This is a genomic window from Calothrix sp. CBUCES-K 9914 (genome assembly GCF_059640475.1).
In genome coordinates, this window is sequence record NZ_JBXXZH010000043.1 from 31,483 (window position 1) to 47,519 (window position 16,037).

Here is a 16,037-nt window from a genome sequence, read left to right on the forward strand (position 1 = left end):
TAAACTACATCCAAGGAGATAATATAATGTTAGCAGTACGTTTCGACAAATTCGGCGCCCCATCACAGCTACAGATTCAAGAAATATCCAAACCCACCATAACCAAAGACGAAGTACTTATAGAAGTACATGCAGCAGGAATAAATCCCAGTGATGTAAAAAACGTAGCGGGAAACATGGAAAATACAACCTTACCGCGTACACCAGGACGAGACTTTGCGGGAATAATAGTAGAAGGAGCAAGCGAATTAGTAGGCGCCGAAGTTTGGGGAACAGGAGGAGATATAAGTTTTACTCGTGATGGTACCCACGCCCAATATATAGTAGTACCATCAGCAGCAATAGCATCAAAACCAAAAAACCTTTCAATGCAAGAAGCAGGCTCAATTGGAGTTACTTATGTAACAGCATATCTAAGTATTATTAACGCAGCAAAATTAGAGAAAGGAGAAACAGTATTAGTGATAGGCGCCACAGGTGGAGTTGGTGGTGCTGCAATACAAATAGCTAAATGGAAAGGCGCCAAAGTCATTGGTACAATTCGACGTGAAAGCGACCATGACTTAGCATTACATAACGGAGCCGATATTATTATCAACTTAGGTGAAGAAACTTTACCAGACGCAGTAATGGCAGAAACAAATTTTGAAGGCGCCAGCGTTATTTTAGACACAGTTGGCGGGTCAATGTTTGAACCCTGCATACAATCATTGGCACATAAAGGAAGATTACTAGAAATAAGTTCTCCAGTCAAGGAGCGCCGAGTTAGCTTTGATTTAATCGATTTTTATCATCGCGAAGCAAGACTATTAGGTGTTGACAGTCGCAAACTTGGTGTAGTTGAATGTGCTACCATTCTCAAAGAACTAACACCAGGGTTTGAAACAAATGCACTCAAACCACCAAAAGCAGGAATTAAAGAATATCCCCTAGCAGAAGCAGTCACCGCATATGAACAAGTCCTAAAAGGTGGAGCAGGTCGAGTAATGCTCGCTCCAAATTAAACCTCTTGTGGAGCAGCCTTCCAGGCTGCAACTTGCCCTGTATATTATGGAACAGGCAGGGATGCCTATTCCACAAAAAAGGAAATTTCATTTATGCACATTTGGAAACGAGAATATACAGCAGAACTAATAGGAACAGCTATTAATATATTTGTTGGACTAAGCGCAATAGTATTTAACTTTGGCAAAGGTCTACCAATGGAGCAACTAATACCCAGTGTCAGCGCAAGATTACTAATAACAGGACTTATATTTGCTGGTAGCGGTTCACTAGTTGCCATATCACCATTCGGAAAACTAAGCGGTGCCCATATCAACCCATCTCTATCATTAGCGTTTTGGGCACATGGTAAAATGCATAATCAGGATTTAATCGGTTATGTAGTAGCTCAGTTTATCGGAGCAGTAATAGGAGCTTCTTTAGTTAGTAAGTTATGGGGAAGTTATGCACAAAGCGTTTATAACGGCATGACGCTTCCTGGTACAGGTTACTCTTTGGTAACGGTGTTTGCAGCAGAAGTGTTTATTACTTTTTTACTCGTTTTGGCTATTTTTATGTTCGTTAGCAGTGACTACTTAATGCGCTGGACACCTTTGATGGTGTGGCTTTTAATTGCGGTAATGGTATGGCAAGAGGCGCCAATATCTGGTACAAGTTTAAATTCTGCTCGTAGTGTTGCACCTGCGTTAGTAACAGGTTTATGGAAAGACCAATGGCTCTATTTTGTTGCTCCACCGTTAGGCGCCTTATTAGCTGTTGGTGTGTTTCGATTGTTACCACAAAAATTAGATGTTTTAACTTGTAAGCTTTATCACAGCTATCACTGTCGAAGTATTTTTAAGAATGTTAAGCATTAAATCAAGCACTGAAAAGGAATAAAACAATGAAACTTGAAGGTAAAGTTGCTTTAGTTACAGGTAGTAGTCAAGGTATTGGTCAAGCTATTGCCGTTCGTCTTGCCTCACATGGCGCCGATGTTGTAATTGACTATCGTTCTCATCCAGATGGCGCCAAGGAAACATTAAGCAAAGTTGAAGCAGCAGGACGTAATGGTTTGATAGTTCAAGCAGATTTAAGTTCTGTTGCTGATGTGCAAAGGTTGGTGAAAGAAGGTATTGAGCATTTTGGTAAGCTTGATATTTTGGTGAATAATGCGGGTGTTGATGGTAAAAATGCCGATTTCTGGGAGATTACTGAAGCTGATTATGATACTGTTCTCAATATCAATCTTAAAGGAACGATGTTTACTACCCAAGCGTTTGTGCAGTATTTAGTCGGTGCCAAACGTACAGGTAAGATTATCAATATTAGTTCTACCCATGAAGAAATGGCATTTCCTCACTTCACCTCTTATTGTATGAGCAAAGGTGGGTTGAAGATGATGACCCGAAATCTTGCTGTTGAACTTGGACCACTGGGAATCACTATTAATAATATTGCTCCAGGCGCCATTGTGACTCCCATCAATACAAAGCTTTTGAATGACCCAGTAAAGTTAGAAGCTTTGACAAAAAATATACCTCTGGGCAGATTGGGTACACCAGAAGATATTTCACCAATGGTAGCGTTTCTTGCTTCATCTGATGCTGATTATATTACAGGCGCCACCTTTGTTGTAGATGGTGGGTTAATGCGGAATTATCATGAGCAATAGGAAAATTATCATGACTGAAGAAGAATTAAGACTGGCAGAAGACCGTGAACGCAAAGCTTATTGGAAACGTTGGGGTCCTTATGTTAGCGAACGTCAATGGGGTACAGTGCGAGAAGACTATAGTGCAAATGGTATTGCTTGGGAATATTTTCCACATGACCATGCACGTTCGCGCGCTTATCGTTGGGGAGAGGATGGAATAGCCGGAATATCAGATAATCATCAAAGATTATGTTTTGCTATTGCGCTTTGGAATGGTGAAGACCCTATTATTAAAGAGCGTTTGTTTGGTCTAACAGGTAATGAAGGTAATCATGGTGAAGATGTAAAAGAATATTACTTTTACCTCGATAATACACCAACTCATGCTTATATGAAATATCTATATAAGTATCCCCAGTCTGCTTTTCCTTACACTCAGCTAGTTGAAGAAAATCGTCGTAGAAGTCGGCATGAATCTGAGTATGAACTTATTGACACAGGTATATTTAATAACGATGCTTATTATGATGTCTTAGTGGAATATGCTAAAGTGGCGCCGGAGGATATACTAATTAAAGTCAGCATGACCAATCATGGTTCGGAAACAAAAACATTACATTTATTACCAACGCTTTGGTTTCGTAATACTTGGTCATGGGGTGTTTCTAAAGAAAAGCCAGTTCTCAAAGTTGATTCTGCTAACTCTAATATAATCCAAGTATTGCACCCAGAATTAAACGCGCGTCTTTACTGTGATGGTACACCAAACCTACTTTTTACCGAGAATGAAACCAATTTAGAACGTTTGTATGGAGTGCCGAACGCTTCTCCTTACGTCAAAGATAGTATTAATAATTACTTAATAAATGGCCAAATCAATGCAATTAATCCTGAGCAAATTGGAACAAAAGCATCTACACACTACACAATATCAATTGCTGCTCACGAAACTAAAGTTATTCGTTTATGTCTTTGTAAAGAATTTACCCCAGATTTATTAGACCAATTTGAACATATATTTAGCGTCCGTAAACAAGAAGCAGACGAATTTTATCATCGCATTTGTCCTTATGATATATCTGAGGATATGTGTGAAGTGCAGCGTCAGGCATTTGCTGGAATGTTATGGAGCAAGCAATTTTATCATTATATTATTCATGATTGGCTTAAGGGTGCCCCAACTTCTCCACCACCACCAGAACGTAAATTTGGAAGAAATCACGAATGGCAGCATTTATATAACGAAGATATTTTCTCAATGCCAGATAAATGGGAATATCCGTGGTTTGCAGCATGGGATTTAGCATTTCATCTAATTCCATTAACGATGCTTGACCCCGACTTTGCAAAATATCAACTCGACGTATTAACCAGAGAATGGTATATGCATCCGAACGGACAGATACCAGCTTACGAATGGTCTTTTAGCGATGTGAACCCACCAGTTCATGCATGGGCAGCTTTAAAAATCTATGAAATAGAGAAAGCAATGTATGGAAACGCGGACATACACTTTTTAGAGCGCGTTTTTCAAAAATTGCTATTAAACTTTACATGGTGGATAAACAGGAAAGACGTAGAAGGCAACAATGTATTTCAAGGAGGCTTTTTAGGGTTAGATAACATTGGAGTATTTGACCGCAGCGCTGAATTACCCACCGGAGGACATTTAAATCAGTCGGATGGTACAAGCTGGATGGCAATGTATTGTTTAAATATGTTGACAATAGCTTTAGAACTAGCAGGTTTTGACTCGAACTATGAAGCAATAGCAAGTAAATTCTTCGAGCATTTTCTTTATATAGCAGATGCAATCGATGGAATTGGCGATGCGAATATTTCTTTATGGGACGAAGAAGATGGTTTTTACTACGATGCACTGCGTTTACCTGACGGGCAACAAATTAAAATGAAAGTACGTTCGCTCGTTGGACTGGCACCGTTATTTGCCGTTGCCAGCTTAGAACCGGAAGTATTAGAGAAATTTCCAGATTTTACTAAACGAACACTATGGTTTATCGAGCATCGTCCTGACTTGAGTCAGAAAATAGCTTGTACACAAACATCAGGAGCATGTAACCGTCGCTTATTGGCAGTCGTCACACCAGACAAACTGCGTCGTATACTTCAAACAATGTTGCACGAAGCAGAGTTTTTGGGAAAGTATGGAATTAGAGCAGTCTCTAAATATCACTTAGAACATCCATATATATTTCGCTGGGGAGGACAAGAATATCGAGTAGACTACGAACCAGCAGAGTCAACAACAGGATTATTCGGTGGAAACTCCAACTGGCGAGGTCCCGTTTGGTTTCCCATGAACTATCTAATAATCGAATCATTACAAAAATTCCATAATTATCTAGGAGACGATTTTGCTATTGAATTTCCAGTTGGTTCAGGTCAAGAACTATCACTTTGGGATATCGCATCTAAACTCTCACAACGATTAATACAAACATTTACGCGCGACGACCAAGGACGAAGACCCATTTATGGAGGGACAGAAATATTTCAGCAAAACCCTCACTGGCGTGATTTAATATTGTTTAACGAATACTTTCACGGAGATAACGGCGCCGGAATAGGAGCAAGTCATCAAACAGGTTGGACAGGCATTATTGCGTACATAATTCAACAACAAGCCGCACATAATTCATAAAACCTCCAAAACCATCTTGTGGAGCATCTTGTGGAGCGGGCATCCTTGCCCGCCCTCTACAAACAACAAAAAAATTTTATAACCAAACTTTTAACGCTAATCACCCAGAATAATAATACTATTGTTCTTAAGCCATTACTAGTGAGGAAAGTCTATCATGACCTTCATAAATCCTCCGGATTATGTGCCTTTGTGGTTCGTTATAAAGATTTCATTTTTTACAAATAAATTAGGAATGCCATATCTAAATATTAGACTTTACAAAGATTATGTCATCTGTTCGTGGTTATTAACTCACACTATGTTTGCTCTGCACTATGCTCGTACTTACTATAATGAAGTCGATGGCTCAGATTTAAACAAATATGCTGGGGGATTAGAGTTTCCCACTGATGAACCTCCAGATTTTCTTGATTTTATGTACTTTGCGTTTACTATTGGGTTTACTTCCCAAACTTCTGATGTTTCTATCACGATCCGTTCTATACGACGATTAGTGTTGTTCCATGAAATGGTATCTTTCTTTTTATACAGTGTTATTATTGCCACGACTGTTAATACGGTTGCGAGTCTTTTATAGCATTTCTATATAGATTGTAGAAATATAGATTGTAGAAATATATTTACGTAGAAACGTGATTAATCACGTCTCTACATTTTCGGAAATAACTACAATTTAATTAGTCAGTACAGGAACAGCTATACCAAGAGCTTTAGCAACACCTTCTCCATAAGCTGGGTCACAAGCAGCAAAATGTTTTAACTGTCTTTCGATGATAAACCTTGGTACTTCTTTCATTGCCGCAGCAATATTATTGAATAAACGCTGCTTTTCTTCTGCTGGTAATAATCTAAACAGTTTACCAGCTTGGCTATAATCATCGTTACCTTCGCGGTGGTCGTAACGGTCTGCGGCGCCTGATATATTTAATGGTGGTTCTTTGTACTGAGGGTCTTCGACTGGACCATTAAAACTGTTGGGTTCGTAGTTAACAGAGGCGCCGCTATTTCCATCAAACCGCATAGCCCCATCACGATGATAAGTGTTTGCTCTAGTTGCGTGAGGGCAGTTAACAGGAAGATGTTCGTAATTTACACCAAGTCTGTAACGATGGGCATCAGTGTAAGATAAAATCCGCGCTTGTAACATTTTATCAGGGCTAAAGGAAATTCCTGGTACTACATTTGATGGTGCAAATGCAGATTGTTCTAATTCAGCAAAATAGTTTTCTGGGTTACGATTAAGCTCTACAATTCCGACTTCAATTAAAGGATAGTCGCTATGATACCAAACTTTAGTTAAATCAAAAGGATTAAAATCAAGTTTGTCTGCATCCGCTTCAGGCATAACTTGTATCATGAAGCGCCATTTGGGATAATTCCCTTGTTCAATAGCATAAAATAAATCGCGTTGCGCGCTTTCGCGGTCATCACCGACAATTTTACCTGCTTCTTCATTGGTTAAGTTTTCAATACCCTGCATTGTTTTGAAATGAAACTTAACCCAAAAGCGTTCATTTTTGGCATTAATAAAACTATAAGTGTGGCTGCCATAACCATTCATATGACGATGACCATTTGGTAAACCACGGTCACTAAATAAAATCGTCACTTGATGTAAGCTTTCGGGCGATAATGACCAAAAATCCCACATTGAAGTTGGGTTACGAAGATTAGTTTTTGGGTCGCGCTTCTGAGTACGAATAAAGTCACTAAACTTAAGCGGGTCACGAACGAAGAAAACAGGGGTATTATTTCCTACCATATCCCAGTTGCCTTCTTCAGTATAGAACTTGAGTGCAAAACCGCGCACATCTCGTTCTGCGTCTGCGGCGCCTCGTTCACCTGCAACCGTAGAAAATCTTGCTATCACCTCGGTTTGTTTACCAACCTCTGAAAACAGCTTTGCTTTTGTATATTTAGTAATATCATTCGTGACAGTAAATGTACCATAGGCGCCAGACCCCTTCGCATGTACAACACGTTCAGGTATCCGCTCACGGTTAAAATGCGCCATCTTTTCAATTAAATGAAAATCTTGCATCAACAGCAGACCACGGGCACCAGCAGTTAATGAATTTTGATTATCACCTACAGGAATACCTGCATCCGTAGTCAGAATTTCTTTTTCATTATTCATAACAAAAACCCCATGTAATGATTTTAATGATTTTCAAACTTATGGTGAGTACCATCACAAAACGGCGCCTTGCCAGTATGCTTACACAAACAGAGCGCAACTTTTTTCTTCTCAGTAATTTCAAATGCCAACGGAGTAAAACCAGTACCTTTATGGGCGCCGTTACAGAAAGGTTGATTACTAGAACGACCGCACGAACACCAGTGATATTTACCAGGTTCTAATTCCATGACAACAGGTTTTGTATCAGCAATAACAGGTTCTTGTGCTGATGGATTAATAGTTGTATCAGACATAGTGTTCTCCTTTCTTAATTTTGAGTAGTAAAAGTTCTCTTTGCAGCGGATACAACGGATGTAGCGGATAAGCTATTTTTCTCTAAACGTTTATTTGATGATTTAAAATTATCTATCCGTTACATCCGCTAATCATCCGTTGCCAGGTTTTACGAAGCGCGATAAATAAGGGTATACGTTTTTAGGCTATATTAAATGCCGAGACTTTGCCACGAATCTTTAGTAGAGAGGTTTACTATTAAAACCAGCAGTTTTTAACTAACTTATAGTTGCTTGACTTATTGCCAATTTTGTGGTAATTGTCAAATGAGTTGTACGGTGAGCAATGCTTAGGCTGTTGACTTTGATAGGTTTTGACCGTTTTTTATTCACGCTCTAATTGTGCTACTGATTTTAGCGCTCAAAAGCTTACTTATAAAAACTAGGTTTTTGGACTAAATTGATAACACAGATTTTGTGTGAACTCAACACGTTATAGAGCTAATCGAAAAACAACATCTGAATATACCTATATCTAATGACCAAAACCCTATTGATAGCCCATTAAAGATGCTGTGAAAAGTCAGATCATGGCTTGGGTGGAGGCTTTGCGGAACCCAACCTACAATCAATTTTAGAAAGAAAATACAGTTCGTAATGTGCCTGTAAAAATCGTGCCGTTTTCTTCTCGGTTTGCTGGGTTTGTAATTACTTGTACTAAAGGTGTAAGTCGAATGTTATCACTGACTGGCAAGTTATAGAATGCTTCAAAGTTGGTTTGAGTTGCGCTACCGACTTTATTCTCAATGAATGGTTGACCAATAGCAATACCAGCCAAGGCACCTGATTTGAAAAGGTCTTTGAATGCAACGCCTGCCATCCAATAGCTGGGTTCAATGTCACCAAAAGTCGTATCATCGTAACTACCAATACCATAGCGACCAAAAATAGCAAGCTGGTTTGTGATTGATAGTTCAGCATTGGCGCCGAATACATTAAACTGACCACCTAATACATTACCACTTGTATATTGGAGTCGTAATGCTGCATGTTTGGAAGGAGCATATTCTAGTTCAAATATACCTTGATAAGGGGCGCCGAATAATCCTTGGTCACTGCCACCATTCGGATAAAGAGTATATCCAAGTGGAAAAATGCCAGGAACAGGGGATGTAGTTTCCCTTGGTTCATTTGCAGATGCAGCGATATAACCCGCGCGCGCGGTGAATGAACCTTGACCTGGTTTCCAGCTAATTACACCACCTGCTCCTAAACCTTGAACAGGGAAAAGAATATAGTTGTTAACTAATGCTTGGGTTGAAAAATCTAAAAAGCTAAGGTTCGCGTAGCTGTTCAAGTCTATATAATCAGGCAGGGTAATTCTTGGACCAACGGAAAGCGTAATATCTTGAGATGGAGAGAATGTATAGTATAGGCGTGAAAGCCCTAATTGTTCTACAGGTGGTTTTGCAGAGAAGTCCAAAGTGCTACCAAACGCAGGTTCTAAAAATCCAGCAGCATTATCATCGGCGCCATTGCTTCCTATATCAAGTCGAAGTTTGAGTAAATCAGTACCACTAAAACTAGTGTCAAAATCTAAAGCTGCACGATAAATAAAAGTAGTATTGGGGTTTTCTGTGGCAATTTCTTTACCTGTCACGTCAATAATACGTTTACCACTGAAACCTCCCCCAGTCAGGGCAAAAATAACTTGACCCGTGAGTTTAGTTGTTGTAGAAAATTGGTTTGCTTCCAAAGATGCTGTATTTGCTTCTAAAGAATCTATACGACCCCGGAGCATAGTCAGTTCAGTTGCAAACTCTTCTTGAAGTCTTTGTAACGTAGCTAAATCATCGTGCGAGACAAGTGATGTTGTTCCCTGTGCTATTAGTTCATTAACTCGTTCAAGTGCTGTATTCAACGCTGCTGCAAATTCATAACGAGTCATTGCTCGATTGCCCTGAAATCTACCATTTGGGTAGCCTGCGATTACACCATAACGTTCAATTAAAGATTGCAGCGCGCTGAAAGCCCAATCTGTTGGTTGAATATCTTCTAATTGATTGACTGAAGTAACTTGTTCATTTACATTTGATGTTTGGGAAACTAGGCTGGGAGTATTATGTAAAGATTCTGCCCAAGCTGTGTTTGTAAAAGTAAGTAATGCTAATAAGCTTAGGCTATTTCTTATACATAAAGATATACAAATATTTATGACTTTCATTTTATGATCCTTATCTTTTTACATAAATTGATGTTTAGAGACGCATTCACGGAGTGTACCGCAGGTAAATTTTCCGTCTCTACCTCTGTGTCAAGAGCCTCTCTGTGGTAATCATCTTTACTAACGATATGATGGTGGGCACTGCCTAGGGTGTTGATTTTGCTATAATTAAGGTATAAATTGTGCGACCCGAAATCGCTCGAAAGGAGTGGAATCCTAAAAATTCCCAGGCTAGTGTCCAAAGCCTGTACCCACCCGAAGGGGCATTGCGGGTAACTACGGTGTCTCACAGCTAGAGGGTAATGTCTAATCCCAAGTAATAGTCTCAGATGAAAGGGAGGGCTAGGGTAAGACCGATATGGATAAGTACATGAATCTGTGTTGAGGCTCCGATATCTAAAAGGCTGTCGAAAGTGACTGATACGGCAGTGTGGGGCAAGAAAATCGTCCGATTTATGCGATTTTGAGGATACCGCACCCCCGGAGTAAAGCAGAATCCTAAGTTGGTCACACCTCTTTTCGTGTAGACAGGGAAAACCCCAATGGGGTCTAACAACTAGGTCGATGTTGTTAGTAGGAATTACCGCAAGGTATTCGGAACCCCTCAGTGGGCGTAGGAAGCCTCAAAAAGCGAACGCCACTAACCGTTCATGTAAAAGGAATAAATAACTTGGTGGATAGGTCTATTGACTAACCCGAAAGGGTGCCGACGTGGGGTTGGTGAAACTCTTGAAATTCAAAGTAAGGGAATCGAACTTCTTGGAAAAAGTTTGATGCAGACCATGAGGAATGCAAATGTAACCAAAAGAACTACTGATTGGCGAGGCATTAATTGGCGTAAAGCCTATCGGATAGTCAGAAACCTAAGACAAAGAATATTCAAGGCTACCCAGAAAGGAAACCTACGAAAAGTACGTAGTCTCCAAAAACTAATGTTGAGATGTTACTCTAACATTCTCTTAGCGGTTAGGAGAGTAACGCAAATAAATCGTGGGAAAAATACGCCCGGAGTGGATAAGCTAATAATAAAGACACCAAAAGCCAGAGGATTATTGGTAGATACATTGTCTTTATTTATTCCCTGGAAGCCACTTCCAACAAAACGGGTTTACATTCCCAAATCAAACGGTAAAAAACGTCCTTTAGGGATATCAACTATAATAGACCGCTGTTTACAGGCGATTGTTAAGAACGCATTGGAACCCTATTGGGAATCCAAATTTGAAATCAGCAGTTATGGTTTTCGTCCAGGTAGAAGCACCCATGACGCAATTGAAAAAATATATTTAACCGCGTGTCCTCATCGAAGGAAAAAATGGGTTTTAGATGCCGATATAAAAGGATGTTTTGATAATATTTCTCATGAATTTCTGATGAAAACTATTGGCAATTTTCCAGCAAGAAAATTAATATACCAATGGTTAAAAGCAGGATATGTAGAACAGGGAGAATATTTTCACACCTCTTCCGGAACACCACAAGGCAATATTATTTCACCATTACTTGCTAATATTGCTCTTCATGGGATGGAAGAAGCGCTAGGAATAAAGTACAATAATCGCTCGGAAATAATAGGTAATCGGGCATTAGTAAGATACGCAGATGATTTTGTAATTTTCTGTAAAACCAAAGAAGATGCAGAACAAGCACAAACTGTCTTAGAAAAATGGTTGAATTTAAGAGGTCTGGAACTATCAAAAGAAAAGACCCGAATAGTTCACCTAAAAGAAGGTTTTGATTTTCTTGGTTTTAATATTAGACAATACCAGGTTACTAATACGAAAACCGAATGGAAACTACTGATAAAACCTAGTAAAGAATCCATTTTAAACATCAGAAGAAAGTTACGTCAAGAATGGTTGAATTTAAAAGGTCACAATGTCAATTCCGTAATTGAAAAACTCAACCCGATTATTCGAGGAGAAGCTAACTATTTCCGGATTGGTGTTGCCTCCGAAGCTTTTAGCGCACTTGACGACTGGATGTTCAAACGCGAATGTAAATATGTAAATCGTACACACCCGAAGAAAAATAAGCAATGGCGTACAAATAGATATTGGGGAAAATTAAACCTAGAGAGAAACGATAAATGGGTATTCGGTAATAAAAACACCGGAAAACATATATTGAAATTCTCTTGGTTTAAGATTAAACGGCATAAACTCGTAGTTGGTAAGTCGTCACCTGATGACCCGGCACTAAAAGAATACTGGGAAAAAAGGGAAAAGGATAAAACCTCTAACCATTCCAAAAGTGTTCAAAAAATTGCCTCAAAACAGGGTCACACTTGCCCTATCTGTGGACAAAGCCTATACAACGGTGAAGAAATTCACAAACATCACAAAACCCCAAAATCCAAAGGTGGTAAAGATAACTATTCAAATTTTGAATTAGTTCATCTTTACTGTCATCAACAAATCCATTCTGGAACATAGCTTTATGATTTGCTTGAGCCGTGAACTTGGAAACTTGTACACACGGTTCTTAGGGGGGAACGGGGTAGCAATACCCCCGACCTACCCGACAGCTCATCAGTATATTGTGTTTAGCCGTAAAGTTCAAAACCCTGATTTTATAAGCTTTTTATGCGGGCACCACGAGACACAAAATCTGTATGAAAAAGTATTTTTCCTAAACCATCAAAGTAAACACCCTAGGCGCTGCCTAGGCTGTTGACTTTGTTGAAATTTGAGCGTTTTTGGTACTTTTGTACGTAACATTTAATTTTTCGTCAAAAGTCTAATTAAAGTAGGGTTTCAGCCATCGTGAATAGCCACGTTTTCTGCATGAACGAAATCCCAAAAAAGCCGCAGAGTCAACACCCTAGGCACTGCCCACCTTACTTAGCCCATGCCACCTGTAACATGAATAACTTGTCCAGTTATCCATCCACCTTCGTCAGAAGCTAGGAAAGCAACGACATTTGCAACGTCTGCAGGTGTTCCCACTCTACCAAGGGGCGAAAAATTATTCATCTGCTCTTCAACAGAGAGTTTAGAGTTAGGGTCTTGATACAGAGATGCGTATTTATTGTACATATCGGTCTTGGTAGCGCCTGGGGCAATGGCATTAACTGTGATACCACGCTTACCAAGGTCTACTGCTAAGTTACGGGCAAAAGATTCATTGGCGCCTTTACTGCCTCCGTATACTGAGTGATTTACAAAGCCTTTACTAGCGCTGATAGAAGAAGTGCAAATTAAACGTCCCCCTTGTTTCATTTGCTTGGCTGCTGCTTGCATAGCAAAAAACTGACCTCTGGTATTTACAGTAAATGTTTGGTCAAACTCTTCTGGTGTCACTTCTTCAAAAGATCCGAAATGTTCAATTCCAGCATTGCTAACTAGAATGTCTAATTTGCCAAACTTTTCTACGGTTTGAGCAACTAATTGCTCTATTTCGGGAATTTTACTCATATCGGCTTTAATTGCAATAGCCTCGCCACCTTGTTGGGCAATTTCATCGACAACAGCTTTGGCTTTATCTGGACTGCTACTGTAATTAATGACTACCTTGGCGCCTTCTTGTGCTAATTTTGTGACGATTCCTTTGCCAATTCCACGGCTAGAGCCAGTAACAATTGCCACTTTCCCCTCTAGTTTTTTCATCTTATTTTGCCTTAAATAATCGCAATACACCTAATATGTCAGAGATAGGTTCAGGTAGTCATCCATGATATGTAGAGTAAATTTTTATCCGTTGAGTGGGTTAATTACCTAAACTATGGTTTGATTTTACAATAATTGTAGAGGTAGTGATATCATGTCCGGGAGCGTAAGCATAATACTTAAGTTTACGCAACTAGCAAAAGTTGAGTCATAATTATAAACAAAAGTATAGAAATTTACTATTTGTAAAATTAGTGGCTTAATTAAATTAAGCTAGTATACTCAAATAAGGTCGTTTGATAATTTTCACAATAGGTTTCATATTTAGGCACAAACATAAATTTTCTGATTATTTGTTTAATAAAATAAAGACAAAATATAAAATTTAAAAATATAGCCTCAATATCTTATATATTTTATAGTGAACTACTTGATTGAGGTAGAATATGGACAGGACGCTGATTTTAAACTTTGGAATTGCAATATTAGCGATTGTGAATCCAATTGGAAACCTTCCTGTTTTTGTTAGCTACACAACTGGCGAGCGTCGGGGAGTGCAGCGTTGGTTAGCTTTGTTCGTTGCTTTGACTGTTTTAGTATTTCTAGTTTTATTTTTGATTGCTGGAACAGCTATTCTCAAGTTCTTTGGTATTACTTTAGCTGCATTTAAAATTGCTGGTGGTATTTTATTACTACTAACGGGTTTAAATATGGTAAAGGGAGAGCAGACTAAGAAAACACAAGCAATGGCTGCTGAAGGTCAAATTAGTGATTTACAAGAAGCTGAATTAGTTTTCCGTAAAATCTTAATTCCTTTGGGAATTCCTATGTTTGTTGGACCAGGTTCAATTAGCACGGTCATTATTTATGGAAATCAAGCAAAAAACGAGGAAACTCTCTTTGGATTGGTTGGAGCACTTTTCTTACTCGCTTTGCTAGTATTTTTAGTTTTGCTTTCAAGTAATCAAATTCAAAAAATACTTGGAGGAGTTGGACTAGATGTAGCAACAAGACTTTTGGGCTTAATACTGTCTGCTATTGGGGTACAGCTAATTTTAGGTGGGTTAGGTGATGCAACGATTAATTTAATTAATCCATCTGTGATTCATAAACAAAGTTAATTATAGAAGGTGCAAGGATATGGAAAGTAACAAATATCACACAATTATTCTTGGCGGTGGCTTTGTTGGATTATTTACAGCTTTACATTTAAGTCATCAAAAGTATAATTTACCGACTTTATTAATTGACCAATCTTGGAGTTTTACCTTCAAACCGTTACTATATGAATTTCTAAGCGGTGAAATGAATGTAGAACTAATTTGGGCGAGGTATGATTACTTGCTTAAAAATAGTCATGTTGGTTTTGTTAGGGATACTATAGAGACGATTGATGTAAATGGACGTATAGTTTATCTACGTTCAGGTTTATCATATCAATACGAAAAGTTAGTATTATGCTTAGGAAGTGTTAATAGTTATTTGGGAGTATCTGGCGCCGAACAAAACACTTTCGGATTTAGGAGTCCAGAAGATGTAATGTCTTTGGGTAAACATCTACGAGATTCTTTACAATTAGCTAGTCAAACAGAAGATAGCCAACTGCGTCAACAAATATTAACTTTTGTAATTTTAGGCGCCGGACGTGCTGGAGTTGAGCTAGCAGTAACACTTGCCGACTTATTGCCAGAATGGTATGAACCAATAGGAGGTAACATAGCAGAAATTAAAGTAATAGTCGTACAACGGGGTAGTGAAATACTTAAGGGAGACTCAGCACAACTTAGGCATACAGCACTTCAATCAGCACAAAAACGTAAAGTACCTGTAGAATTTATATTAGAGGCTGATGTTAAAGCTGTTCAACCAAACCAAGTTGAATATTTACGTCATGGACAAACCGAGATATTAATAGCAAATACTATAGTTTGGACAACAGGCACCGATGTAAATCCTCTCATTAAACAATTACCAGTTAAAATAGAAAACCGAGACAAACACGGCAAACTATATGTAAATTCATATTTACAATTACCTGAATATCCAGAAGTATTTGCAGGTGGAGACTGTGTAATTTGTCCTGAACATCCTTTACCTGCAACAGCACAGGTAGCATATCAACAAGGAGCAAATATAGCTCATAATCTTAAAGCAGCATCTAATGGTCATCCCCTTATTCCAGTAAATATTAAACTGCGTGGCACATTAATTAAACTAGGACTTGATGAAAGTGCAGCAGAAATCTTTGATAAATATGAATTTAAAGGTAAACTTGGTCATTTAATTCGCCAAGCTACCTATGTGGACTTATTACCAACACCAGTTAGAAATTTTAAGGCAACAACTCATTGGCTCTCTGATGAGATATTTCATAGAATTGGTAATATATAACAAGAATAAAATCCCCCCAACCCCCCTTGATAAGCAGGGCTGTTTCATTCCCTCTCAAATCGGATTTGTCAAGATGGTTAGCTATAAAAATCATAA

At 38.7% G+C, this 16,037-nt stretch carries 12 protein-coding genes; 8 read left to right on the plus strand and 4 right to left on the minus strand.

Annotated elements, in window-relative coordinates; all coding sequences use genetic code 11:
* The first annotated feature begins 26 nt into the window (after positions 1-26).
* The 5 genes from AC2JBO_RS12550 (at position 27) to AC2JBO_RS12570 (ending at position 5,883) form a co-directional block, all read left to right on the plus strand.
* Positions 27-1,004 carry a quinone oxidoreductase family protein gene (locus AC2JBO_RS12550; protein WP_496953988.1) on the plus strand — a complete coding sequence of 326 codons (978 nt, stop codon included), beginning with the start codon at positions 27-29 and terminating at the stop codon, positions 1,002-1,004.
* 93 nt (positions 1,005-1,097) lie between these two features.
* A complete protein-coding gene (locus AC2JBO_RS12555) occupies positions 1,098-1,862 on the plus strand; it encodes an MIP/aquaporin family protein (protein ID WP_496953989.1) in 765 nt (254 codons plus the stop codon).
* 26 nt (positions 1,863-1,888) lie between these two features.
* Positions 1,889-2,659, plus strand: a complete 771-nt coding sequence (locus tag AC2JBO_RS12560) for an SDR family NAD(P)-dependent oxidoreductase (RefSeq protein ID WP_496953990.1) — start codon at positions 1,889-1,891, stop codon at positions 2,657-2,659.
* 10 nt (positions 2,660-2,669) lie between these two features.
* Positions 2,670-5,303 (plus strand): MGH1-like glycoside hydrolase domain-containing protein, encoded by a 2,634-nt coding sequence (locus tag AC2JBO_RS12565; RefSeq protein ID WP_496953991.1) that lies wholly within the window; start codon positions 2,670-2,672, stop codon positions 5,301-5,303.
* Between the two features lie 235 nt (positions 5,304-5,538).
* Positions 5,539-5,883, plus strand: coding sequence for a DUF1345 domain-containing protein (locus AC2JBO_RS12570; protein WP_496954000.1), 345 nt, complete (start codon positions 5,539-5,541; stop codon positions 5,881-5,883).
* A gap of 96 nt (positions 5,884-5,979) precedes the next feature.
* On the opposite strand, the gene AC2JBO_RS12575 is transcribed toward AC2JBO_RS12570, so the two are convergent.
* The 3 genes from AC2JBO_RS12575 to AC2JBO_RS12585 form a co-directional block, all read right to left on the minus strand.
* On the minus strand, positions 5,980-7,443 hold the full coding sequence (locus AC2JBO_RS12575; protein ID WP_496953992.1) for a catalase: 1,464 nt from the start codon (positions 7,441-7,443) through the stop codon (positions 5,980-5,982).
* A 23-nt stretch (positions 7,444-7,466) separates the two neighbouring features.
* Positions 7,467-7,739: a CDGSH iron-sulfur domain-containing protein gene (locus tag AC2JBO_RS12580; protein WP_496953993.1), complete on the minus strand. Its 273-nt coding sequence runs from the start codon at positions 7,737-7,739 to the stop codon at positions 7,467-7,469.
* Positions 7,740-8,352: 613 nt separating this feature from the next.
* Positions 8,353-9,942, minus strand: coding sequence for an iron uptake porin (locus AC2JBO_RS12585; protein WP_496953994.1), 1,590 nt, complete (start codon positions 9,940-9,942; stop codon positions 8,353-8,355).
* Positions 9,943-10,628: 686 nt separating this feature from the next.
* Here AC2JBO_RS12585 and ltrA point away from each other — a divergent pair.
* Positions 10,629-12,377 carry a group II intron reverse transcriptase/maturase gene (gene ltrA, locus AC2JBO_RS12590; protein WP_496953995.1) on the plus strand — a complete coding sequence of 583 codons (1,749 nt, stop codon included), beginning with the start codon at positions 10,629-10,631 and terminating at the stop codon, positions 12,375-12,377.
* Positions 12,378-12,785: 408 nt separating this feature from the next.
* Here the strand turns inward: ltrA and AC2JBO_RS12595 are convergent, their stop codons facing one another.
* The gene (locus AC2JBO_RS12595) at positions 12,786-13,550 is read right to left on the minus strand and encodes an SDR family NAD(P)-dependent oxidoreductase (protein ID WP_496953996.1); all 765 of its coding nucleotides are present in this window, start codon (positions 13,548-13,550) and stop codon (positions 12,786-12,788) included.
* 446 nt (positions 13,551-13,996) lie between these two features.
* On the opposite strand from AC2JBO_RS12595, the gene AC2JBO_RS12600 reads away from it, so the two are divergent.
* Entirely contained in the window at positions 13,997-14,671 is a 675-nt protein-coding gene (locus AC2JBO_RS12600) for a MarC family protein (protein WP_496953997.1), read from the plus strand.
* Positions 14,672-14,690: 19 nt separating this feature from the next.
* On the plus strand, positions 14,691-15,941 hold the full coding sequence (locus AC2JBO_RS12605; RefSeq protein ID WP_496953998.1) for an NAD(P)/FAD-dependent oxidoreductase: 1,251 nt from the start codon (positions 14,691-14,693) through the stop codon (positions 15,939-15,941).
* Positions 15,942-16,037: the final 96 nt, after the last annotated feature.

What these genes read in the sequence shown, in the direction of transcription:
- AC2JBO_RS12580 (WP_496953993.1), bottom strand. Translation starts at nt 7,739, where the DNA reads ATGTCTGATACAACTATTAATCCATCAGCACAAGAACCTGTTATTGCT.
- AC2JBO_RS12605 (WP_496953998.1), top strand. Translation starts at nt 14,691, where the DNA reads ATGGAAAGTAACAAATATCACACAATTATTCTTGGCGGTGGCTTTGTT.
- AC2JBO_RS12555 (WP_496953989.1), top strand. Translation starts at nt 1,098, where the DNA reads ATGCACATTTGGAAACGAGAATATACAGCAGAACTAATAGGAACAGCT.
- AC2JBO_RS12550 (WP_496953988.1), top strand. Translation starts at nt 27, where the DNA reads ATGTTAGCAGTACGTTTCGACAAATTCGGCGCCCCATCACAGCTACAG.
- AC2JBO_RS12585 (WP_496953994.1), bottom strand. Translation starts at nt 9,942, where the DNA reads ATGAAAGTCATAAATATTTGTATATCTTTATGTATAAGAAATAGCCTA.
- AC2JBO_RS12595 (WP_496953996.1), bottom strand. Translation starts at nt 13,550, where the DNA reads ATGAAAAAACTAGAGGGGAAAGTGGCAATTGTTACTGGCTCTAGCCGT.
- AC2JBO_RS12600 (WP_496953997.1), top strand. Translation starts at nt 13,997, where the DNA reads ATGGACAGGACGCTGATTTTAAACTTTGGAATTGCAATATTAGCGATT.
- AC2JBO_RS12560 (WP_496953990.1), top strand. Translation starts at nt 1,889, where the DNA reads ATGAAACTTGAAGGTAAAGTTGCTTTAGTTACAGGTAGTAGTCAAGGT.
- AC2JBO_RS12575 (WP_496953992.1), bottom strand. Translation starts at nt 7,443, where the DNA reads ATGAATAATGAAAAAGAAATTCTGACTACGGATGCAGGTATTCCTGTA.
- AC2JBO_RS12565 (WP_496953991.1), top strand. Translation starts at nt 2,670, where the DNA reads ATGACTGAAGAAGAATTAAGACTGGCAGAAGACCGTGAACGCAAAGCT.
- AC2JBO_RS12570 (WP_496954000.1), top strand. Translation starts at nt 5,539, where the DNA reads ATGCCATATCTAAATATTAGACTTTACAAAGATTATGTCATCTGTTCG.